The organism is Parabacteroides sp. AF17-28 (genome assembly GCF_003479205.1).
Lineage (GTDB): Bacteria > Bacteroidota > Bacteroidia > Bacteroidales > Tannerellaceae > Parabacteroides > Parabacteroides acidifaciens.
This window is the reverse complement of the sequence record NZ_QUGV01000006.1, coordinates 67,322-89,273: the sequence shown is the minus strand read 5'-3', so window position 1 is coordinate 89,273 and position 21,952 is coordinate 67,322. Positions and strand designations below refer to the sequence as shown.

Annotated in this window: 20 protein-coding genes, 3 tRNA genes and 1 pseudogene; 9 read left to right on the top strand and 15 right to left on the bottom strand. The window is 41.6% G+C overall.

From position 1 onward, the window contains the following. The first annotated feature begins 151 nt into the window (after positions 1 to 151). A complete protein-coding gene (locus DWW90_RS05960; RefSeq protein ID WP_117859788.1) occupies positions 152 to 1,372 on the top strand; it encodes a transposase in 1,221 nt (406 codons plus the stop codon). Between the two features lie 327 nt (positions 1,373 to 1,699). Here the strand turns inward: DWW90_RS05960 and erm(F) are convergent, their stop codons facing one another. Then, positions 1,700 to 2,500: a 23S rRNA (adenine(2058)-N(6))-methyltransferase Erm(F) gene (erm(F), locus tag DWW90_RS05955; protein WP_004295323.1), complete on the bottom strand. Its 801-nt coding sequence runs from the start codon at positions 2,498 to 2,500 to the stop codon at positions 1,700 to 1,702. Positions 2,501 to 2,745: 245 nt separating this feature from the next. On the opposite strand from erm(F), the gene DWW90_RS05950 reads away from it, so the two are divergent. After that, on the top strand, positions 2,746 to 3,471 hold the full coding sequence (locus DWW90_RS05950) for a toxin-antitoxin system YwqK family antitoxin (protein WP_004293712.1): 726 nt from the start codon (positions 2,746 to 2,748) through the stop codon (positions 3,469 to 3,471). Between the two features lie 311 nt (positions 3,472 to 3,782). On the opposite strand, the gene nagB is transcribed toward DWW90_RS05950, so the two are convergent. From nagB to DWW90_RS05885, 12 genes and pseudogenes are all read right to left on the bottom strand, one after another. Continuing rightward, a complete protein-coding gene (gene nagB / locus DWW90_RS05940) occupies positions 3,783 to 4,595 on the bottom strand; it encodes a glucosamine-6-phosphate deaminase (RefSeq protein ID WP_115499216.1) in 813 nt (270 codons plus the stop codon). A 75-nt stretch (positions 4,596 to 4,670) separates the two neighbouring features. Next, the gene (locus DWW90_RS05935) at positions 4,671 to 5,867 is read right to left on the bottom strand and encodes an FprA family A-type flavoprotein (RefSeq protein WP_122331652.1); all 1,197 of its coding nucleotides are present in this window, start codon (positions 5,865 to 5,867) and stop codon (positions 4,671 to 4,673) included. Positions 5,868 to 5,903: 36 nt separating this feature from the next. Further along, on the bottom strand, positions 5,904 to 6,737 hold the full coding sequence (lgt, locus tag DWW90_RS05930; protein WP_115499218.1) for a prolipoprotein diacylglyceryl transferase: 834 nt from the start codon (positions 6,735 to 6,737) through the stop codon (positions 5,904 to 5,906). A 15-nt stretch (positions 6,738 to 6,752) separates the two neighbouring features. After that, complete coding sequence (locus DWW90_RS05925) at positions 6,753 to 7,649, bottom strand: diaminopimelate dehydrogenase (RefSeq protein WP_115499219.1); 897 nt, start codon at positions 7,647 to 7,649, stop codon at positions 6,753 to 6,755. A 248-nt stretch (positions 7,650 to 7,897) separates the two neighbouring features. Further along, complete coding sequence (locus tag DWW90_RS05920) at positions 7,898 to 10,540, bottom strand: hypothetical protein (protein WP_122344340.1); 2,643 nt, start codon at positions 10,538 to 10,540, stop codon at positions 7,898 to 7,900. Beyond that, a pseudogene (locus DWW90_RS05915) lies at positions 10,537 to 11,268 on the bottom strand (GLPGLI family protein); the annotation flags it as partial. The gene DWW90_RS05920 and the pseudogene DWW90_RS05915, both read right to left, overlap by 4 nt. A gap of 403 nt (positions 11,269 to 11,671) precedes the next feature. Continuing rightward, positions 11,672 to 12,076 (bottom strand): hypothetical protein, encoded by a 405-nt coding sequence (locus tag DWW90_RS20730; protein WP_147382402.1) that lies wholly within the window; start codon positions 12,074 to 12,076, stop codon positions 11,672 to 11,674. A 157-nt stretch (positions 12,077 to 12,233) separates the two neighbouring features. Next, positions 12,234 to 12,770: a hypothetical protein gene (locus DWW90_RS05905; protein ID WP_122344337.1), complete on the bottom strand. Its 537-nt coding sequence runs from the start codon at positions 12,768 to 12,770 to the stop codon at positions 12,234 to 12,236. 59 nt (positions 12,771 to 12,829) lie between these two features. Continuing rightward, positions 12,830 to 13,285, bottom strand: coding sequence for a hypothetical protein (locus DWW90_RS05900; protein WP_122344336.1), 456 nt, complete (start codon positions 13,283 to 13,285; stop codon positions 12,830 to 12,832). A 69-nt stretch (positions 13,286 to 13,354) separates the two neighbouring features. Continuing rightward, the gene (locus tag DWW90_RS05895; protein ID WP_122344335.1) at positions 13,355 to 13,765 is read right to left on the bottom strand and encodes a hypothetical protein; all 411 of its coding nucleotides are present in this window, start codon (positions 13,763 to 13,765) and stop codon (positions 13,355 to 13,357) included. Between the two features lies 1 nt (position 13,766). After that, positions 13,767 to 14,177 carry a hypothetical protein gene (locus DWW90_RS05890; protein WP_158582816.1) on the bottom strand — a complete coding sequence of 137 codons (411 nt, stop codon included), beginning with the start codon at positions 14,175 to 14,177 and terminating at the stop codon, positions 13,767 to 13,769. Positions 14,178 to 15,141: 964 nt separating this feature from the next. Further along, positions 15,142 to 16,131, bottom strand: a complete 990-nt coding sequence (locus DWW90_RS05885) for a sugar phosphate isomerase/epimerase (protein ID WP_122331640.1) — start codon at positions 16,129 to 16,131, stop codon at positions 15,142 to 15,144. 141 nt (positions 16,132 to 16,272) lie between these two features. On the opposite strand from DWW90_RS05885, the gene DWW90_RS05880 reads away from it, so the two are divergent. Next, complete coding sequence (locus DWW90_RS05880) at positions 16,273 to 17,232, top strand: FimB/Mfa2 family fimbrial subunit (RefSeq protein WP_122344396.1); 960 nt, start codon at positions 16,273 to 16,275, stop codon at positions 17,230 to 17,232. Positions 17,233 to 17,287: 55 nt separating this feature from the next. After that, positions 17,288 to 17,698: a hypothetical protein gene (locus DWW90_RS05875; RefSeq protein WP_122344333.1), complete on the top strand. Its 411-nt coding sequence runs from the start codon at positions 17,288 to 17,290 to the stop codon at positions 17,696 to 17,698. Between the two features lie 42 nt (positions 17,699 to 17,740). Here the strand turns inward: DWW90_RS05875 and DWW90_RS05870 are convergent. After that, a tRNA-Arg gene (locus DWW90_RS05870) sits at positions 17,741 to 17,812 on the bottom strand. Positions 17,813 to 17,883: 71 nt separating this feature from the next. Continuing rightward, positions 17,884 to 18,609: a DNA repair protein RecO gene (gene recO / locus DWW90_RS05865; RefSeq protein ID WP_122344332.1), complete on the bottom strand. Its 726-nt coding sequence runs from the start codon at positions 18,607 to 18,609 to the stop codon at positions 17,884 to 17,886. Between the two features lie 94 nt (positions 18,610 to 18,703). On the opposite strand from recO, the gene DWW90_RS05860 reads away from it, so the two are divergent. From DWW90_RS05860 to gyrB, 5 genes are all read left to right on the top strand, one after another. Continuing rightward, entirely contained in the window at positions 18,704 to 19,099 is a 396-nt protein-coding gene (locus DWW90_RS05860) for a DUF2721 domain-containing protein (RefSeq protein ID WP_115499232.1), read from the top strand. Positions 19,100 to 19,231: 132 nt separating this feature from the next. Further along, positions 19,232 to 19,303 (top strand) — tRNA-Glu (locus tag DWW90_RS05855). A 42-nt stretch (positions 19,304 to 19,345) separates the two neighbouring features. Continuing rightward, a complete protein-coding gene (gene rpsT / locus DWW90_RS05850) occupies positions 19,346 to 19,600 on the top strand; it encodes a 30S ribosomal protein S20 (RefSeq protein ID WP_115499233.1) in 255 nt (84 codons plus the stop codon). A gap of 68 nt (positions 19,601 to 19,668) precedes the next feature. Further along, positions 19,669 to 19,740, top strand: a tRNA-Glu gene (locus tag DWW90_RS05845). Between the two features lie 162 nt (positions 19,741 to 19,902). Further along, positions 19,903 to 21,858, top strand: coding sequence for a DNA topoisomerase (ATP-hydrolyzing) subunit B (gene gyrB, locus DWW90_RS05840; protein WP_122344331.1), 1,956 nt, complete (start codon positions 19,903 to 19,905; stop codon positions 21,856 to 21,858). Positions 21,859 to 21,952: the final 94 nt, after the last annotated feature.

Here is a 21,952-nt window from a genome sequence, read left to right as displayed (position 1 = left end):
TACTGCACTTTTTTTATATTTGTTCGCAAGGTGATATACTTGAAGAAAATAACAGCCGATTTCGCTGTTAGCACAATGTTCAAGACAATAAACAACTAATAATCAAATGATTAGATATTAAATAGAGTAAAAAAGGACTTGTGTGCGAGCTATGAAAGAAGTGCTAAACGACATATATACAGACGGTTGCAAAGAAAAGAAGTACCGCTTGTCCGATTTCTTCAATCGGTGGTGGGACGAGTACGCACAGCACCCGGCGGAGTACATCACCCCCGAACAGTACAAGGCGGTGAACGCTATCCGTGTATGTCGCACAACCGCTTTGGGGATAGATACATACGTTTGTCCCGATTGTGGGGAAGTACGGGAAATCAGCCATAGTTGCAAACACCGTTTTTGCCCGTCATGCGGCTGGCGTGACACGCTGAAATGGGCGGCACGCATGAAAGAAAAGATGCTGCGGGTGCCGCACCGCCATGTGGTGATGACCTTGCCGCATATCCTGCTGGACTTGGTGAAGCGTAACAGGAAAGAAATGCTGAATATACTGATGCGTACTTCGGCTGAAACGCTGAAAGACTGGATGATGCACAAGTTCGGCTTGAAAACCGGAGTGATTGCCGTACTGCATACCTACGGGGAAACGAAACAGCTCCATGTACACACGCACATGATTATGTCATGGGGCGGTATAGATAACGACGGTAAGATAGTCATCCCCGAACATGACTACGTGCATATCCCCTCTATCTGTAAGGTATTCCGCTACAAGTTTGAACACGCCCTGATAGGGTTGTTCGATGCGGGCAGGCTGGAGCATGATTTCCACGACCGCATGGAGTTTATGGGCTTCATCAAAAAGGTGGTGAACAAAAAGGACTGGATTGTACATTTGGAGCAGCCCATACAGATGCCGGAACAGGTGATACAATATGTGGGCAGGTATTCCAAACGGGCGTGTCTGAGCGAGTACAAGATTACGGCAATGGACGGCGAAAACATTTCATTCCGTTACCGTGATTACAAAAACTCACCCGACAGGAGGAACCCGGTTGAAAAGGAACTGACACTGCATTACCGGGAGTTCTTTCCCCGGCTGCTGCAACACGTTCCACTGCGCTATTTCCGCATCGTGAGGTACTACGGCTTCTATTCCAACAAAGGCAACCTGCCGGAAGAATACTTCGGACGGGATGAAAGCGAGATAGAGGAAGTCGAGTTGCAACAGGCAGAAAGCGGATATGAAAACCCGTACTTCTGCGAACGTTGCGGACGGACGAGAGTTTACAGCCATACCACGGTAACGGGTGGTGGCATGACATACACGGTAATACTGGAGCATTGCGACATACACCGGAAAAAAGCGGCATGACAGCAACATGGGATAGCTATGTCCTGCCGTGAACAAGAACAGTGAAATCCCATGAAAAGAAAGAAAGGAGAACTGAAAAATGAATGAAATACGGATAAGAGCAGTAATGAAACGAACGGGGTGCGGGCATGAACTTCACACTTCTTTCTGCCGGAAACAGCAGTCAAAAATTGAAGTTCTATATAGTATGTAATAAAGGAAATAAAAATTGTCTCGAACATGAGGATGAACCGCCCTAAACGGTCGGCTATCCTCTAAACATTATGCGGCAGCTTAAAAGACGACACCAAACCAGAAAAATCATCTTGACAACCACCCGACTTTGAACTACGAAGGATGAAATTTTTCAGGGACAACTTCCAGCATTTCCAAAAAACAGTTTACCCATTGACTTGGAGACAAACAAACAATTTGAGCATTAAGGTTTAAACCGAATTTTTCCGAAATTGACCTGACCTGACTTTTCCTGAAAATCGACTTTAAAGCTGTTTTTACAGATAAATCAGGTTTCTCTAACAGACAGGAAATAAATGCTAAGTATTTGGCTTTAAACTTAAAATCAAAAAATAACTGTTTTCTTTTAATGTTTAACAGGGCTGATTTGACAGTTGGCGGTGGAAAGAAACTTTCAGGACCTACCTCATAGACAAGTTTCAAATCAAAAAAAGTATGATAGAAAACGGTATATGGATTGTAAAGCTTCCTCGAAAATAACTTTTGTGTAGGTTCTAACTGAAGGACAATGGAACCTCCCAGAAAATTTCCAAGACTCTCAAACATCAGGATTTTGAAAATATCGGAAGTAATGCCATAAGGAATATTTGACACCACTTTGAAAGGAAATTTCGGAACTGCAAAATTCCTAAAATCACAACCGACAACTTGAACATTTCGGGCATCAGAAAATAATTTTCGTAAATGTTCAACCAAAGCTGTGTCGTTTTCAATAGCAACAACATTGTTGGCGATTTTTAATAAATGAACAGTAAGAAACCCCTTGCCTGCCCCAATATCTAAAACCGTATCCTGATTACTTATATTTGCTTGTCTTATTGCATCTTTTATTAGCACTTTATCAATAGTAAAGTGCTGACCCGTAAAACGAACGGGCAATTTCTTTTTTGTCATTAGTAACTTCTTACAGGTGAATACTTGACTGCAAATTTAGTAACTTTGCAGCAGAAATTAACGAGAAAGAAGAGAAAATGAAAACCGACCGCATAACATCACCTATACGCAAGCAGGGGTTTCGTGCTTCGTAGGACAGTTAAGTGGTAAATTTAAAGTTCAGTTCTTCGTAGGAAGTTCAGTGGTTAAAATCCCTGCCTGCGTATAGCTGAGAACCGTTATCAACCTCGAAAAGCAAAAATACAATGAATAGAATATTAACACTATACCTCTTTTTGCTATTGTGTGGCACGGCTTCCGCACAACAAATAGTAAAATGGGACGATTTACAGACTATAACGGATAACGCACGGCGCACGGTCTATTATGAAAAAGGCAGTAAACAGCCGTTGCAGGGAGAATATCGCATTATACGAGGGCTTGACGAGGAGCGTGTTAAACTTTCCGACGGCATAATAAACGGTGATTATCTCCGCTATCGTGATGGGGTACTGCGTGAATCGGGCATATATGCCAAAGGAAAGCGCAACGGCATATTCACGGAGTATTACCAAGATGGCGTTACTCCCCGAAAAGAAACACCCATGCAGCAAGGCAAGATAGACGGAACTGTAAAGACCTATTTTCGTAACGGCAAAATAGAAATCGAAAAGGAGTATAGGCAGAGTGTGGAGAGCGGACGGGAACGCCGCTTTGACAGCAAGACGGGTGAGCAGATTTTTGAATCTCATTATATAGACGGCAAAAAAGAGGGTGAGGAATGGGAAATATTCGAGGATGGGCGCACGCTTCGCAGCAGGACTACACGACACTACCGTAACGGAAAACTTGACGGCTTTTATCGTGTGGAATCGACACGGGACGGAAAACCCTATATAACCATCGAGGGGCAATACACCGACGGCGAGAAATCGGGACGTTGGAAACAGTACAACGCCACCGATGACACAACCCATGAATGGGATGAATGATTTTCTTTTTTCGCAAGTTGATTTTATAAAATTGCCACCGAAAGTTCGTACTTTCGGAAAAAGATGTTATATTTGCAAATGAAAGAGTTATTTGACAGCATAGCAACGCAAAACGCTGAAATTCGCACAGTTGCTAAATCGTTACTTCTATTTCTCAAATAATTCGCTAAAAGTTTATTTCTCAATCGGTTAAGTCAAACCGAGAAAAATCTAAAATATGAATCAGATAAATAGTCAGTAAAAAAGGCCATATCTATCGCAGATACAGCCTTTCAATCTTAATCAAAACTTATTATGGTATAATAAAAATCTTATTTCAGCAAAGAACAGGGACAAAGATTGTCTTTCTCGATGTCTTTGAAGTAATTGTATGTGCCGACTTTAATTTCTGCACAGGCAGCTTCGTCGGCAACGATGATGCCTTTCGGGTGCATCTGCAAGGCGGTGATTGTCCACATCTGGTTGACAGCGCCTTCCACAGCCTGCTGCAAAGCACGAGCCTTGTTGTGACCGTTTACCATGATCAATACTTCTTTTGCATCCAACACAGTACCCACACCAACCGTAACGGAAGTCTTCGGCACCTTGTTTACGTCGTTGTCGAAGAAACGGGAGTTAGCGATGATCGTATCTGTAGTCAGAGACTTAACGCGAGTACGTGAAACCAGAGAAGAACCCGGTTCGTTGAAAGCGATATGCCCGTCAGGACCGATGCCGCCCAGGAACAGGTCTACACCGCCTACGGCTTTCATCTTGGCCTCATAAGCTGCACATTCCGCTTCCAGATCTTCTGCGTTACCGTTCAGGATATTGACATTCTCCGGCTTGATATCGATATGGCTGAAGAAGTTGTTCCACATGAAAGAATGATAGCTTTCAGGATGGTCTTTCGGCAAGCCGACATACTCATCCATATTGAAAGTGATGATATTCTGGAAAGAGATCACTCCCTGTTTGTTCAGTTCGATCAGGTTCTTGTACATGCCTAAAGGAGAAGAGCCGGTAGGCAAGCCCAATACAAATGGTTTCTCTGCTGTCGGATTAGCTTTCTTAATCTTTGCAGCTACATAATTGGCAGCCCACTTTGAGAGTTGCTCGTAATCAGGTTCAATAATTAGTCTCATAATGCTTTTTTTAATTTAGTTCTTTCGTTCCTAAAAGTAATATCTTTATTCTTTCCAACCAAGAATTTTCAATTCTCAATTCTCTTTTTTCAATTTTTCAGCCATTGCTTCTCCCAAAGCCCAGCACTCTGCATATTTATCAGCATTCAAAGCCTGCTTTTGCTCGACCGGAACACCGACAACTTCCCATTTCATCTTTTCGCCGAAAGCAGCCAGATTCTTTACTGCCGCACCCGCCCAGGTGAAGGAGCCGAAATATCCGTACAGACGGTTCTTCACTTCGCGCGTTTCGATCTTATCGAGAATCGATTCTATTTCCGGGAACAGGCGGTTGCTGTAAGTCGGACTACCGATGATCAGGCCTTTATACTTGAAAATATCTTTCAACACATAAGAAGCGGGGCTTTTGCTGACATTGTGCATCACGATGTTCTTCACACCGTTCGCAGCTAAAGACGCTGCAATCGCTTCTGCCATCTGCTCGGTATTGCCATACATACTGCCATATACGATCGCGACACCATCTTCACCTTCATAGCGGCTCATGCGGTCATAGATATCAATCGCTTTTGCCGCATATTCACGCCACACCGGGCCATGAGTCGAACAGATCGTCTGGATATCCAACGCCGACAGCTTCTGCAAAGCACGCTGTACGGGATTTCCATATTTGCCGACAATATTGGAATAATAGCGAATCATCTCCTCCCAATAATGTTCCACATTCATTTCCGAATCGATCACACCGCCGTCCAATGTCCCGTACGTCCCGAAAGCATCTGCCGAAAAAAGGATTTTATCCGTCGAATCAAAAGTGACCATCACCTCCGGCCAGTGCACCATCGGAGCCATATAGAAAGACAACTGATGACGGCCTATGCTCAACGTATCGCCTTCCTTCACTTCATACAACCCTGTTATAATGTTATGATAGCCGGCCAACATTCCGAAAGTCTGCTTGTTCCCGATGATCTGCACATCCGGATATTGCTGGCGCAACAAACGGATACTGCCCGCATGATCGGGTTCCATATGGTTCACGATCAGATAGTCCAAAGAACGTCCGTCAAGTGCATCCGCAATCTTTTTCAGGAAAATATCGGAATAACATACATCCACCGTATCGACCAGGACTGTCTTTTCGTCCACGATCAGATAGGAATTATAAGACACACCGTAAGGCAAAGGCCACATATTCTCAAAAAGAGCTTTCTGCCGGTCGTTTACACCTACGTAGTAAACTTTATCTGCTATTTCTTTTAATTTGTACATCTTGTTAATTGAAAGTTGAAAATTGAAAATTGAAAGCTAAGACTTGGGAGACACATCTCCTTTCTTCAGTGCACGCCATACAAAGTAGATCCCGGCTAAAACAAACGGAATACTGAGCCATTGCCCCATATTCAGCATCATATTAGCCTCAAACTCTTCCTGATTGTTTTTCAGGAACTCGATGAAAAAGCGCGAACCGAATACACAAATCATAAATACGCCAAAGATAAGTCCTTCCTTTTTCCAGGCATTCCTTTTGAAATAAAGCCACATACAGATAGCGAACGTCACTAAATAAGCACCCGCTTCATAAAGCTGTGTCGGATGGCTGGGAACGGTGAAGATAGGCTCCGCCCCTCTTTTCCAGGCGTGTAAATTCTCAATAAAGCGGAAACCCCACGGCAAGTCGGTGGGATGTCCGTATATTTCATGATTCATCAAATTACCCAAACGGATCATAGCCGCAACAAGGCCGGTCGGAACAACCAGCTTATCGAATGTCCAAAGCATACTGCGATGACTGACCCGCTTGGAGTAAAAGTAGACAGCTATAATTATACCCAACGTTCCCCCGTGGCTGGCAAGTCCTCCTTCCCATATCTTCAGTATTTCGATCGGATGAGCAAGATAATATTCCGGAGCATAGAACAGGCAATGTCCCAGGCGGGCGCCAATGACAGTCCCAAGCATCGTATAAATCAGCAGGGAGTCGATCCATGCCGGATTGAGTTTTTCTCTTTTCCACATCTTCTCCACAATCTTGTAACCGATCAGGAATCCGATGGCGAATGCCAATCCATACCAGCGTATTTCACGCGAACCAATGGAAAAGATGGCGGGGTCAGCCGTCCAGGTAATAAAATCAAGCATAATCTTTTCTAATTGTTAAACAAGGTGTTTAATCAAGTCTTCTCTGTCGCCATAAAGCATATCGATCACCGGCAATTCGATCATCGTGTAAGCGCCAGGCTGCTGCTTGAAGCTTGCGCGGGCCACACAAACCAGGATCTGTGCAGTAAGAGCGGGGTTGTTGATCTTCATGTCGAACTCGATCAACTGGTTCTGTGTCTTACCGGAAACGCCTTTGCGAACGAGGTTTACACCATGTCCCATATCTTTCAGGTCATCCACACAATCGACCTGGATCACATGCGTTTCGTCGTGTACAAAATAGTCGTCCGCCTTGATAGCAGCAGCAACCTTATCGAATTCATATCCTTCTTTCACTTCGATATAAACCATACGGCGGTGAACACCTGTTCCCATCGGGATTGTCATAGACAGGGCGGCCTTTACGCCTTCGATTGCTTTAACGGCAACCGTATGTCCCATACTCATACCCGGTCCGAAGTTTGTATATGTAATGCCTTTCGGAACGATAGCCTGCAACAACGCACGAACGATAGAGTCGCTTCCCGGGTCCCATCCGGCAGAGATTACCGCCACAGTATTATGAGCCTTGGCCACAGCATCCAGCGAACGGCGCAAGTCGACAATACTTCCGTGAATATCGAAGCTATCCACCGTATTGATACCTAAAGAAAGGATTTCTTTGGCATACGTTTCAACGCTACGGGTCGGAGTCGCCAAAACAGCAACGTCTACTTTATCCAGTTTTGTGATATTATCAGTGACAGTGTACCCTTTCAATTCGTCCGGAATATCATTCGGATTACGACGTACAACACCTGCTACTTCAAAATCAGGAGCAGCTTCCAGGGCCTCTAATACATACTTCCCAATATTGCCATATCCAACAATGGCAGCTCTAATCTTTTTCATACTTTAGTTTTTACTTTTTCTTCAGCCACAAAAGTAGTTATAATTAAGGGATTGACAAAAGAGCAGCGTGTTGTTTTTGTTTAAATCCTATCCATTCACTCTTTCATTATGCTAATCTTGAACAGAGATAGATATATCAAGACTGACAATTTTGTTAATCATATATCTTTCGGCGGTAATGGAAGATATTATTTGATCGTAACAAAATATAATACTTTGCATAGAGATATGCGAAAGAATGTATAAGTTTACAGCAACTTAAAACGCACCCTGAACAATATCTCTCCGGGACGTAAATCGTACTCGATATAATAGCGCCCCGTCTCATTAAAGACAGTCGATACATACCGACGGGTATTAAAGAGGTTCGTATAATCCAAACGGAACTCCACTGCTTTTAAGGTATAAGACAGGTTTAGATCGGCAAACCACATATTGCGGCTTCCGGAACGAATCGCGTCATTATAGAAATGCTCGCACGACAAGCCTGCGATCAATTCCTTAACCGGCAACCAGTTGAATGATAACCGCTGGGAAAGTAAACAGACAGGAGCAACAGGCAACCCGCTTTCCTGAAACAGGCTTTTATTCCATGTTCCCCGGATTTTATAATCAAAGATTACTTTTCGATTCAATTTCGCATGAAACAAACCACCCAACGAAACGGCATGAGACCGATATCCTGAAATCATCCCCTGCAAAATCTGTAAAGAACGATTGTAACGGTAATCAGCCTTCAACGAAAACGAAGATTTTATCGCATCCAGGTCTTTTCCTATCACAAGATCAGAAAAAAGCGACTGGATATTGTTGGGATGCTGTAATGTCGACTTGCGCATCAAAATTCCTTCATACAGATATTCGCTCAGCAAACGAGAACGCGTATGCGTATAATAAGTTGTGAAAGAACCGAACATAGAAGAAAACGGACTCTTATAATCCAATATCCACCAAAGCGTATGTTGCTTCTGCCGGTCGCGTATCCCGTCATTCCGCAAAAGCTCCCGGTACGAAGTCATGACACTTCCGGTATAAGCCTCTTCTATTCCCGAAACCTCTTGAGAAAACGAATAATTTAAGGAAGAAGACAGATAAGCCGAAATCCGTTGTTCCAATACCAGAAACGGCTCCACAAAAAGATAATGGGAAGCATGCGTCTTTCCCCCGGCTGCATTATCCCGCTCACGAACCAACAGATAGCGAACCGGACAAAACAGATGGAAATTCATGTTAGACCCTAATGTAAAACTATGCGCAAGATGAAGTTTCCACTCATAAGATTCCCGTTTCAGGTCATTCGAGAGCGAGTCTCCGCCAGCCGTTTCCACCGTGTTATCCACAAGCAGCAGATTACTCTTCAAATGTTGGATACGGACATTAAAGTCCAATGAATAATTTTGCACCACCGCCCCTTTCCGGCCATACGTAAACGAGTTGGCCGCAGTAAAATCTTTCATCCGGGCTTTTTGTTTCATCCATGCCATCTCCGATGTGGCAGACGGCAATATTCCGTCATACAAAACAGGAGAAACCTCCAATGTTTGCGACATATCTTTATAACCGGCAAACGACGTTACCTTAAACATATGCAGCTCGTCCGTTTTCACCCATTCAAACTGATTACTAAGTCCATATATAGGATTATCCAGATGCTCACGAATCGAGTCACCGGTAAAGATACGGCCGTTTTCCTTATCCCACCGTCCTTCCGCCTTAATCCGGTCTTTCAAATAGAAATCATCCGTATTCGCGTTCAGTTCCACATTGGCATCCATCCGGTTCTGATACAATCGGGAAAAGTTACACTCCCTTATTTTCAAACTACTGTCGCCCGGCAGGTAATAATCAGTTTCCGTACTGTTCTCCCTCTTCGGTTCGTCATAAGCATAATGGACATTCGTACTTAAAGTATAATGGTTTTTCAATGCCTGCAAATGATTCACCGTTCCAATATGCGCATCGTTAAAAAGATACCGCTGCTGACTCACTGCCGGTAACGCAGGCTTTAAAACGTGGAGAAGATCCAAGTTTCGGACTTCCGGCTCCAAACTATATAAGCTATTCAATTCGCCGGTAACGTCCCGCCCGGAGTTATCTCCCTTATAAACAGCCAAATCCTGTATCTTTTTAGAGAAATACATGCCCACCAGTTCATTACTTGACAATAACGGTGAAGCCCCGGCCCCCAATTGTGCGGTAGCCAGAACGACACCTTTGGCCGACTTTTTTAATTTCAGATTTATAGCAGCATCAGATGAAGGCTCATAGTCCTTCAGCGCTTTGACCGGCTGATGTTTCTGCAGGACTTGCACAGTCGCAATATCATTCGGATTCAGATTATTGGTCGCAATCCCATACCGGTCTTTCAATAAATCCATATCCTCTATATAGAAACGGTTGATCGGATTATTCTGGTAAAGAATCATCCCATTATCCAAGACCTGTATCCCCGGCATCTTCCGGAGTACATCTTTCAGCGTCCGGTCCGTCTCATCCTTAAACCGTTCCACATTATAATTCAATGTATCTCCGGACTCATTAATCTTAGGGGCAACCACAATAACCTCCTTAATCGAAATCACCTCATCCCCCACCACAAAATCAATCGTTTGGCTTTCATTTGCAATATCTTTTACCACTTTCTTCAAGTTAAAACCTGCAACCGCAAGAGTGAGGCTATCCTGTTTCCCATTATAAACAATCTGATATTCCCCCTTTTCATCCGATTGGGTATAAGCCAAAATCCGATTACACCTAAGCGCATAGAGGCTGACAGTCGCAGCATCTACGGCTTGTCCGGCTTTCTTATCCGTAATCGTTCCCCTAATCAGGGTTTGTGAAGATAAAGAAGATACCAGAAAAAGGCAATATAGTACACACCGGAACTTCATTCCCGCTCCAGTTCGTCAAATATACGTTTATCAGCTTCGAAACTCATCGAGTAAGTGCCGTCAGTTCCTAAAAAATGTCGTTTATTGTTTTTCTTAAACGCTAACTTCCTTATTTGTTTTCTATCGGTCGCCACATATTGGTCTTTGTTCATCGTAATAGGAAAAGAGTCCAGTTTTTGCAGCCCAATCGCCTGAAAGATAAATAGACCATCGTCAACCAAAACTTTTAGAATAAGTCCCGGCAATCCGTATAACTTCCAAGGACCATCTTGTAATGGGATATCCGGTGCGAACCAGGCAACATATCTCCTACCTCGAAAAGTTGTTTCCGCCTTTTGGGAGACATAGCCTAAAATGGTCATTGTATCTTCCTTCAACTCCCATGACTGGAAAGGTATCTCATCCATACATTTATATATTTCAGTAATAGAACCATCTATGATAGTCGCTTTCTGCCCTTTTCTGTCTTTATACAACACGGCAGTCTCTCCCTTGCTCAACAGTTCCCGATAATTCCCGCCGCCTTGCCCACGTAAAGCATCAATTTCCCCTTTTGTCATATGTTGCCTAATCAACTTGACACGAGGTCTTAGTTTTTCACCTTCAGCTCTATCCAGAGAATCCCGCATAATACGGTTCTGATCATAATACACAGAATACTTCGGTCCTATATCCAAAGTAAAAGTATCAACCACCTGTTCTTTCACCCCCTCATTCAAACAATATTGGGTAAATTCATACTAGCAACGGAGAGACGCTTTATCCAGAATTTCTTTTTTCAGCTTTCCCTCTATTCTATCTGATGTGCTTTTAGACATCACAAATTGGGAGTACAAAGGATTATTGATGACTACCAGAAAAATCAATAGGAATATGTTTTTCATGCCATTGCTTATTTATGGTTTCTTTGTAAAGATAGGGACTATAAAATGATAAACAATGACAAAATTCAACTTTGTTTTCATAGAATCGGCAAATGAGTTGATATAATATACATTCCTGATATGCCATACTTTGACAATTTTGTCCTTTGAAACAAAAAGAAAGAGCCATGAACAGCAAACTTCTATACGCCGAAGTGAATGGAAAAAGTTGTCCCGATATCCTATGTCTATTCACAAAATTAAGTTATCATCCTTCGTATCTAAATCTCATATAATTACTTAACAATATATTTGAGACAATGATAATTAGAATATAAGACAGACAAAGTATATCCAGTTTTTTCTTCTTATCAACAGTAAGGTTAGCGAATGTTGTATATAATTTTTTGCGCTTTTTCTTATTATAATAAATCAAATCTACAATTAATACGATTATACCTAAAACCAAATAAAAATGTGAAATAGATAAGACTGCATTAATATACGTGGAATTTCCAATAAAGATTCCACATATATCTATAATAGGAATAATCCCAAAAGATTGAAAAACAGAAAGTCCTACAATTGAATAAAAAGTAGGAGTTTCTTTTTCTTTTATTATCTTAGTATTCCACCAATATAATCGACAATACATATAATCAAAAAAGTTCATACTATTTACTGTTTAGTTTTCATATTTCTATTTACCTACTTGATTATCAATAGCATTTTAATATTCCAGGAGTAATCGCTTTTTCTATAACAGAAAGTGCAATCGCTTTTATATTTTCAGACTGTGCCTAATAAATGATTTAAAATATCACAAATAATCACTTATCTTTATAGCCTTTATATTTGAATGTATATCGGCCATATTGCATACGATCAATTATATCAAGATAGGACATCACAGAACCGATCTCTACAGGTTGAATATCTTTAGTAAGCTTTCCTATCCGTATATGAGGTTCATTTATATGCCAGACATACCAATTTTCAGCAGGATCTACCCATTCTATTTCTGTCGGAGAATGAACTATGCATTCTTGCGCAGTTCCAAACAAAATTTTTTTATATTCTTCACTGCCTGTATCTTTTGATTTCCCCACCTTATACCATGCATTATACACAACTCCAGATTTTAACACTGTATGGGCGTAAAACTCAACTTCATCCTTCACTATATCATCTATTTCCGGCTTATTATCCATTGGATAATGTGTCTTAAACACACGGATAACAGAGCTATTCAGTTGTTCCATATCACTAACGATATACTGGAAATATCTTTTATATCGGCCATCAATTTCTGAGCAAAAAATATCCCCTATCTTTGTTACTATTCGCTTTCTTCTTTCATCTTTCATATCTTTATTTCTTTATTCCATACTATTTCCAGAATTTAGACCGTATTTCATTCCGCAAACTAAATATTACACCCCATCTGGATAAAAAATGCTTTCATATCTTCATTAAATCTTTTCTTGTCGAATTTCTTTATCGCTATTGGATACTTTAGCTCTTCAAGAAACCGCATCACTGTATTTGCAATAATATTATACCCCTCTTTTTTATCAGACAAAATAAAAGCATCATAATTCAACACTAATTCACAAGAAAACAGTTTTGTTAATCGCACTTCTTCCACAGTGAGACCCTTCATACATTTATCTTTATAATATTTAGGTCTTCTGGGGTTAAAAAAATTTTGAAATCCAGGACTAACACAGATCAAGCTAATATCATATTGAGCAACACTTTCAAGATATTCTTTTTTAAAGAAAAATTCTTTCATCTTTTGATCCAGAATATCCAAATCTTCACGCTTTGATGTTTTGTCAAACTCAACAGAAAGCACAGAGCAATTAATAGAAACTTCCATATATACTTATATAAATTAATCCTTAATCATTCTAATTTTCCAACTTCATTATGATCCGTACTTTTTTAATCACAAACTCTTATTTACAATTTCAACATCATTTTCTGATATTATTTTAACACATCCTCCATTAGTAAAAATAGAATAACATTTCAATTTACACAATCTTTCCATTGAAATATAATTCTTCATTTCCTCTTTATATTCTATCAAGATCGGATCTTTATCATTTATTTCAGAAGATGATATATAATAATCACCTACTATATTATGATACAAATCAATATAAGAACGATGCACATTTCTAAAAACACACTTTACTTGCGTTTCAAAATCCGACAAGTTATCATCCTCAACATCAGCATCACAAATATTTAATACAAACTGAATTGAATTACTATTTTCGACATCAGCAAAATTACATAATAAACTTTTTATCACTACATCATGATAAAAATAATCATAAAATAGATATTTCATGCTATATCACATTTACATTAAACTCTTCTTCATATATAGTCAAACCAACATTTTCACATTCATCTAACAAATCACATGAAATATTTAATGACTTATCTATAGAAAAGATGTGTCCATCATATACCTTTAGCAATATTCGATTATCATGCAAAATAGCATAATGACAAAAATAATCGATAAGACTATCATCTTTTATTAGTTCCTGTTCTAAATAAAATATACAATCAGAAGACAGTTTAAAACAATAATCATATTGATTTTTATACACACCTATATCTGACAAATATCTTTTAATATCAAGAATACAACCATCATTAAATGCATTATTAATATAATCACCAACATACAATAAACTTTGAGATGGTAATTTACTCATAATTGATAATAATAATTGAATTTTACAGTCTTCCATAATCATACACATCATACTAATTAAAACAAAAATATAAAATCATCGCTACTTATATTTCGTTTAACGACAAAGATACCTATTTTTCAAATTTATCTGTACATATAAGGGTATTTGATTTTGCTTACCTTGATAATATTTTAAGCTTCCACTCACCTGATTGATTTTTCTCAAAATATTCATATACGAACTACATCACTTTTATTCAAATTCATATTAGAAAATTCTCTTTCAACCTTAGAATGGTATTCTTTAATTTTCCAATGACCTTATTGTACAAAATTTCTTTTCAAAGCCCCAAAACGCCCCCGAAAGCAAACAAATGTTAATCATGTTTTTCAGCCTCAAAAAGGGACTTTTTCCTCTTTTTCGAGAGTTCTTTGCCATTGCGACCGTCCTCTTCGCCATTATGACCGTCTCAATAGGTAGTGCACTCGGCAGCCCGCAAAGATTTAGACGGTCGTAATTGAGATTAGTACGGTCGTAATTGAAAAGAGGACCGTTTTCAGGGCAAAAAACCACCAAAATTTCCTTTGGATATTTGAAGCGCGGTCCGTTTTATTTTGCTACAAGCGATTCTCCGGGAGTTAAGGTTTATCACTTTGTCAGTATTTGCGCCTTTCAGCAATCGAACTGCACGCTTTTTGTAATGTTCCCGGCATCTCACTCCGCCTGTTGTCAAAAAAGAGAGGTGAAACGATGAAAAAAGTCAATCAAAAATGGATCAACTTTTTGGACGAAATAGAAAAATGGCCGGAAAAGGGGGTTATTGTATCATTTAACAATTAACAAAAGCTATTCATACCGGACTTGAAAGTAATCCAAAATTGCTTTATAGTTATCTTGCACAGTAAGCCACGATACACTATGCTATCGGCAAATTTTACGCCAAAAACCGCCTTAAAGACAGCGATTCTTACCGGTATCGGCAAGAATCGCATTTATTTTCTTTTCTGAACACCGCTTCTTATTTCTCAAAACAGGCATCAAAAGCATGGGCCGACGGTTCGAAATCGACTTGCTTCACAAAAGCACAGGATTCGCGGGCACCATGCTCACGATCCATGCGGCTGTCTTCCCACTCGACTGAAAGCGGTCCCTGGTAGCCGATATCGTTCAAGGCACGGATAATCTCTTCGAACTGGATTTTACCACGTCCCAGACTGCGGAAATTCCAAAAGCGACGTGCATCGCCAAACGTCGAATGACCACCGAAAACACCGATCTGCTTAGGCGTATCGCTCCAATACACATCTTTCATGTGAACGTGGAAAATACGGTCGGAAAACTGGTTGATGAAATCAACATAATCAACACTCTGGTATCCCAGATGGCTCGGGTCATAATTGAAACCGAAAGCCGGATGATAATTGACTGCCTCAAGCGCTTTCCGGGCAGAATAGGTATCAAACGCAATCTCGGAAGGATGGACCTCAAGAGCAAAACGAACTCCCAACTCCTGGAACGCATCCAGAACCGGTATGAAACGCCGTGCAAAATCAGCATATCCTTCATTTATCATTTCATCGGAAACAGGCGGAAAAGAATAAAGCCATTGCCAGATCGAACTGCCGGTAAAACCGGCTACGACATCCAAACCTAACATTTTAGCGGCACGGGCAGCCTGGATCATATATTCGGCTGCACGCTGGCGAATACCTTCGGGATCACCGTCTCCCCAGATACAATCGGGCAATATCGATTTATGGCGCTGGTCTATGTTATCGCAAATAGCTTGGCCGATCAGATGGTTTGAGATACAAAACAGTTTCAAACCATATTTATCAAGCATAGCCTTGATACCCTGATAATACTCGGGATCTGTCCTCCGGACATCCAAATGGGAAGGCAAACCCAACTCTACACCATCAAAACCAAATGATTTTGCTTTTTCACAAACAACTTCCAGCGGAAGATCTCCCCACTGCAGCGTACATAATGTTACAGGACGTGCCATGTTTCTCTTTATTTTTAAGGTTACTACATTGTGTCTATTCGACAAATATAAAATTTCTTTTTAAATTTATCTGCAAATATTTTTTATTTCTAAAGTTTTATGTTTCCTTTGCTTCCGTTAGAAACAACAAAAAGCTTAGCTATGAAAAGAGAAGTGTTATATGCACTTGCCTGTGTGCTTTACCTGACAGGCTGTAGTAACAATCCCTCACTCGAGGAAGTCGTTAATCCGGAAAAAGAAATTTATCCCGTCCAATTCAGTATTCAAATGGAAAAAGAAGTCGTGTCTTTTCCCACCACCCGCAGTATGCCCGATAATACAATACCGGAACCATCGGTGTCAAAAGCAGAGGGAGATAAAGAATTGAAGGAGTTATGTACTACTATTGAATATGCTGTATATCAAAAGACGGAAGAAGGGGATGCGCCCGTTTATGTCAAAAACAAACAATTCGTTCGCGATGCCCCAGACAAAGATATCGACTTCGGTATTGTCTACGACAGCCTGCCACAAGGGGATTATACATTTTATTTCCTGGCACATAACTCAAAAACGGCAACATTATCCAATTCCATTTTCTCTTTCGATAACGTTTCCGATACATTCTACGGCGCACTGCCCCTAAAAATAGGAGCTGCCGATGAAATCAATGAAGACATTACTCTGGAACGCATTGTCAGCCGCATTGAGTTTATGGCTACCGACCCGGTTTCCGATGGGCTCAAACAATTCGATATGGAGATTGACGGGATAGCCAATCAGCTGGACATCACAACCGGCTTGGGGCTCAAGACATTGGAAAAACAAACCTTTTCATATGTATTCAAGAGCGAAGATATTGGGATAGTAAATAAAACGCATTCTTTCTACACCTTCATTCCTGGGATCGACTACAAAATAGCCGCCCACCTCTCCGCCATAGACCAAAGCAATGAACTGATCCGTGAACGGCAAATCGACAATATCCTACCGGAACAAAACAAAATCATCCGCTACAAAGGCCGCCTCTACAGCCATTCAGAATCCGACGACACCTTCCAGATCAGCATTTTCAATAATGGGGAATGGGGAGAGGAAAAGGAAGAGGAATTGCCGGAATGAGTAGCATATAGTTTTTATTCATATCTTTGTCTCTTGAATATAAATGTATGGGACTATGATTAAGAAAAATATACTCGGTTTTTTGTTATTGCTGTCAGTATTCTGTTTATTCAACAGTTGTGAGGATGATCCGTATTACGATGACTACGGTTGGGCAACCGATGCTTTATGCAATAATACTTGGGTGGATTTTTATACAAACTATGATGGATACGAATGTGAGCAACGGCTTGACTTCTATGATGATCATACGGGAGAGGATTTTACAATTATCTATTATCCCAATGGTATGACCGACGAACTGAAAACAAGTTTTTACTGGGATTGGGAAGACAACTTTTTTGATTCTTTCTATGTAGAGTATGCAAATGGGACTGATTATTACGAGGATGTCCGAATTAGCGACAGATATTTAAAATGCCTCCTCAATGGAGATCGGGTTACATTCGAACCATTCTACTGGTAACAAAAAAGGCAATCATTTTCTGATTGCCTTTTTTGTTACCAGTAGCTCCGCCGAGAATCGAACTCGGATCTAAAGTTTAGGAAACTTCTATTCTATCCGTTGAACTACAGAGCCCTTTTTGTTGTAAGTGCGGGCAAAAGTATAACCTTTTCCGCAAACTGGCAAGTATTTGGAGGGGCAATCTGTTAATCAAACAGACTTTGCATGACCGATAGGGACTTTATTTCGGGGAAATCCGGCAGGTGCAAACGATAATATTCAAGAATACGGCTGATGACGTTCACGCGGTCCTGACGGGAAAAAGAATATAAGGACATATTTTCAAAACTAATCTTCAGCAACCGGGCAAAGACCACGCTTTCCTCCCGGTTCAGATAATGGCGGTGCATCGGAATATGCTCGACAAACACACCGTTCAGCATATCAAAACAGGAACCTGCCACATACGAATCCGCATTCGGATAGATCCCCATATAATATAGAAGCCGAAGCAAGAACACCAGATGGAAATTCGCCACCCCTTTATCCGACAACTCCAACAGTTGTATCGACTCATACAGATATTCAAAAAGCCGCGAATCCGGTTCTGTCTCCTTCACCACCCGGAAAAGGACTTCGGACAGGAAAAGCGCAAGCACGTTCTTGACCGGATTACAAAACACTTCCGTAAGCGGATAGCAAAGTTTCGTTTCACGAATGCGGTGCAAATCACGCTTATTCAAATGCTCGACTTCCATTTCCACAACCGAAAGAGGCATAAAGAGCGCTTTCGAGACAGGCGATTTCTTTCCCCGGCTGCGGGCAACCAGATAGGAAGCACGTCCGAAAGCCTCCGTGTACATATATATAATAGAGTACTTATCGTTATATGGAATGGAATGCAGGACAATCCCGCGCGTTTTACACAACATATCACTGTTATTTGGATAACAAAGTTACAACATTTTCCTTTTCCGCTTTGTTTTATTACATAACAAACTACTAAATTATAAAGTACATATAAATATGCAGGAACTTACGCTTACCACTCCGTCGTTGCTCTTCTCGGCAGTCTCGCTTATCCTTCTGGCTTACACAAACCGGTTTATTTCGTATGCGAGCCTCGTGCGTACGTTAAAAGAAAAGCACCAGCAGACACATGATCCGAAAAATGTCGCACAGATTGCCAACCTCCGGAAACGGTTGTATCTGACGCGTTCCATGCAAATATTGGGACTGCTCAGTCTGCTCTTTTGCGTGATATCGATGTTTTTCATCTACATCTCCTGGCAAATCATCGCCGCCTGGATATTCGGAGTCGGACTCTTGCTATTGGCCGCCTCGCTATGCGTATGTATCTGGGAAATAAACATTTCAGTCAACGCATTGGAAATTCACCTGCAAGACATGAGTTCGAAATAGATGTTAAATGCGAAAGATTCTATATATTTTTCCTTCAAATATTTTGCCAGTTTAAAGAGAACATCTATCTTTGCACTCGCAATCGGGAAATCAACAATCCCAGAGAGCTGAAAGTGAGAACTTTGACAGGATGGCCCGTTCGTCTATCGGTTAGGACGCAAGATTTTCATTCTTGAAAGGGGGGTTCGATTCCCCCACGGGCTACAATAAACAGGATTAAAGAATAAATAAAGAGAATAGCTAACAATGGCAAATCACAAGTCATCTATTAAGAGAATCAGACAGACCAACGCAAAGCGTCTGCATAACAGATATTATGCAAAGACTGCAAGAAATGCAATGAAGGTTTTGCGTGCTACTGAAGACAAGAACGAAGCTCAGGCTCTGTATCCGAAGGTGTGCTCTATGTTGGACAAGCTTGCTAAAAAACACATTATTCACAAGAATAAGGCCGGCAACTTGAAATCCAAATTAGCAAAACACGTTAACGGACTGGCATAATAAAGGTATTATACTTTATATAGTATAAAGCCGGACTAATTAATCAGCCCGGCTTTTTTAAACCCGCCGGCCCGTTCGTCTATCGGTTAGGACGCAAGATTTTCATTCTTGAAAGGGGGGTTCGATTCCCCCACGGGCTACCTTTTAGAAAGAGACAAAGTTGAACTTTGTCTCTTTTTTTGTTATATCTCCACATTTGACTATTTTCACACTATCCATACCTTCTAAGTCAATTATTTTCACTATATTTGTTAGCTTTTTTAGACAGACAGATAATTACAGATTTTAAACGATAAAGACTCATGAGTGAAGAAATTAAGAATACTTCTACAGAGTACTCTGCGGACAGTATTCAGGTACTTGAAGGGTTAGAGGCAGTGCGTAAAAGACCGTCCATGTATATTGGCGATACCAGCGAAAGAGGCCTGCACCATTTGGTATACGAAGTTGTTGACAACTCTATTGATGAAGCATTAGCCGGATACTGTTCCCGAATAGAAGTAGTGATAAACGAAGACAATTCCATCTCGGTAACAGACGACGGCCGTGGTATCCCGGTAGATATTCATGAGAAAGAAGGCGTCTCTGCGCTTGAAGTTGTATTGACCGTTCTCCATGCAGGAGGTAAGTTCGACAAAGGTTCTTACAAGGTATCCGGAGGTTTGCACGGCGTAGGTGTATCCTGTGTAAACGCACTTTCCACTTACCTGAGAGCAGAAGTCCGCCGCGACGGAAAAATCCACATGCAGGAATTTGCTTGCGGCAAGCCGCTTCATTCCGTCGAAGTAATCGGCGAAACCGAGACGACAGGCACAAAAATCATGTTTAAGCCGGACGGAAGCATCTTTACCGTAACAGAATATAAATATGAGATTCTGGCTACCCGCCTGCGTGAGCTCGCCTTCCTGAATGCAGGTATCACGCTTACCCTGACAGACAAACGCGTCACGAAAGAGGACGGCAGCTATAAATCCGACACATTCCATTCGGATGAAGGTTTGAAAGAATTTGTCCGTTACGTAGACCGTTCCAAAGAGCAGCTGATCCCGGACGTAATCCACATCACAACGGAAAAACAGGGTATTCCGGTAGAAGTGGCCATGACGTATAACACCTCGTTTAACGAAAGCGTATTCTCGTATGTAAACGATATCAACACCATAGAAGGAGGTACGCACCTGTCCGGTTTCCGCCGCGGTTTGACCCGTACACTGAAAAAGTATGCGGACGACTCCAAACTGCTGGAAAAGGCAAAGGTTGAAATCTCCGGTGACGACTTCCGCGAAGGTCTGACAGCCGTTATCTCGATCAAGGTAGCGGAACCCCAGTTTGAAGGGCAGACCAAAACGAAATTAGGGAACAACGAAGTGACCGGCGCGGTAGACCAGGCTATCGGCGAAGCATTAGGCTATTACCTGGAAGAACATCCGAAAGAAGCCAAGGTTATTGTCGACAAGGTAATCCTGGCAGCCCAGGCACGCCAGGCTGCCCGTAAGGCACGCGAACTGGTACAGCGCAAGTCACCGATGACAGGCGGCGGTCTTCCCGGCAAGTTGGCAGACTGTTCGTCCAAAGACGCCGCCCTTTGCGAGTTGTTCCTCGTCGAAGGGGACTCTGCTGGCGGTACAGCCAAGCAGGGACGCGACCGTAACTTCCAGGCAATCCTGCCGCTTCGCGGTAAGATCCTGAATGTGGAAAAAGCAATGGACCATAAGATCTTCGAAAGCGAAGAAATCCAGAACATCTTCCGCGCAATGGGTGTGACCATCGGAACCGAAGACGACCCAAAGGAACTGAACCTGAGCAAACTGCGTTACCACAAGGTGATCATCATGACCGATGCCGATGTGGACGGAAGCCACATTGCCACTCTGATCCTGACCTTCTTCTTCCGCCGCATGCGTGCGTTGATCGAAAACGGATATGTTTATCTGGCTACTCCTCCCCTCTACTTGTGTAAGAAAGGTAAGATCGAAGAGTATTGCTGGACAGACCAGCAACGCCAGGTATTCATCGACAAATATGGCGGAGGTAATGAAAACCAGATTCATACACAGCGCTACAAAGGTTTGGGAGAAATGAACGACCACCAGTTATGGGACACGACCATGAACCCGGAAAACCGTACGCTGAAGCAGATCACAATCGACAGCGCAGCCGAAGCAGACCAGATATTCTCCATGCTGATGGGTGAAGACGTTGGTCCGCGCCGCGAGTTTATCGAAGAGAATGCTACGTATGCGAATATTGATGCGTAAAGAATCCCATGGGCATGCAATTTCAGTTGGATGGGCATGAAACTAAAATTGCATGCCCATCCGACAACTTCTTCATAATTCATAATTCATAACT

Bases quoted from the DNA above. Each gene is read 5' to 3' on its own strand.
- DWW90_RS05960 (WP_117859788.1), top strand. From the start codon at position 152: ATGAAAGAAGTGCTAAACGACATATATACAGACGGTTGCAAAGAAAAG.
- DWW90_RS05950 (WP_004293712.1), top strand. From the start codon at position 2,746: ATGAATAGAATATTAACACTATACCTCTTTTTGCTATTGTGTGGCACG.
- nagB (WP_115499216.1), bottom strand. From the start codon at position 4,595: ATGAGACTAATTATTGAACCTGATTACGAGCAACTCTCAAAGTGGGCT.
- DWW90_RS05935 (WP_122331652.1), bottom strand. From the start codon at position 5,867: ATGTACAAATTAAAAGAAATAGCAGATAAAGTTTACTACGTAGGTGTA.
- lgt (WP_115499218.1), bottom strand. From the start codon at position 6,737: ATGCTTGATTTTATTACCTGGACGGCTGACCCCGCCATCTTTTCCATT.
- DWW90_RS05925 (WP_115499219.1), bottom strand. From the start codon at position 7,649: ATGAAAAAGATTAGAGCTGCCATTGTTGGATATGGCAATATTGGGAAG.
- DWW90_RS05920 (WP_122344340.1), bottom strand. From the start codon at position 10,540: ATGAAGTTCCGGTGTGTACTATATTGCCTTTTTCTGGTATCTTCTTTA.
- DWW90_RS20730 (WP_147382402.1), bottom strand. From the start codon at position 12,076: ATGAACTTTTTTGATTATATGTATTGTCGATTATATTGGTGGAATACT.
- DWW90_RS05905 (WP_122344337.1), bottom strand. From the start codon at position 12,770: ATGAAAGATGAAAGAAGAAAGCGAATAGTAACAAAGATAGGGGATATT.
- DWW90_RS05900 (WP_122344336.1), bottom strand. From the start codon at position 13,285: ATGGAAGTTTCTATTAATTGCTCTGTGCTTTCTGTTGAGTTTGACAAA.
- DWW90_RS05895 (WP_122344335.1), bottom strand. From the start codon at position 13,765: ATGAAATATCTATTTTATGATTATTTTTATCATGATGTAGTGATAAAA.
- DWW90_RS05890 (WP_158582816.1), bottom strand. From the start codon at position 14,177: ATGGAAGACTGTAAAATTCAATTATTATTATCAATTATGAGTAAATTA.
- DWW90_RS05885 (WP_122331640.1), bottom strand. From the start codon at position 16,131: ATGGCACGTCCTGTAACATTATGTACGCTGCAGTGGGGAGATCTTCCG.
- DWW90_RS05880 (WP_122344396.1), top strand. From the start codon at position 16,273: ATGAAAAGAGAAGTGTTATATGCACTTGCCTGTGTGCTTTACCTGACA.
- DWW90_RS05875 (WP_122344333.1), top strand. From the start codon at position 17,288: ATGATTAAGAAAAATATACTCGGTTTTTTGTTATTGCTGTCAGTATTC.
- recO (WP_122344332.1), bottom strand. From the start codon at position 18,609: ATGTTGTGTAAAACGCGCGGGATTGTCCTGCATTCCATTCCATATAAC.
- DWW90_RS05860 (WP_115499232.1), top strand. From the start codon at position 18,704: ATGCAGGAACTTACGCTTACCACTCCGTCGTTGCTCTTCTCGGCAGTC.
- rpsT (WP_115499233.1), top strand. From the start codon at position 19,346: ATGGCAAATCACAAGTCATCTATTAAGAGAATCAGACAGACCAACGCA.
- gyrB (WP_122344331.1), top strand. From the start codon at position 19,903: ATGAGTGAAGAAATTAAGAATACTTCTACAGAGTACTCTGCGGACAGT.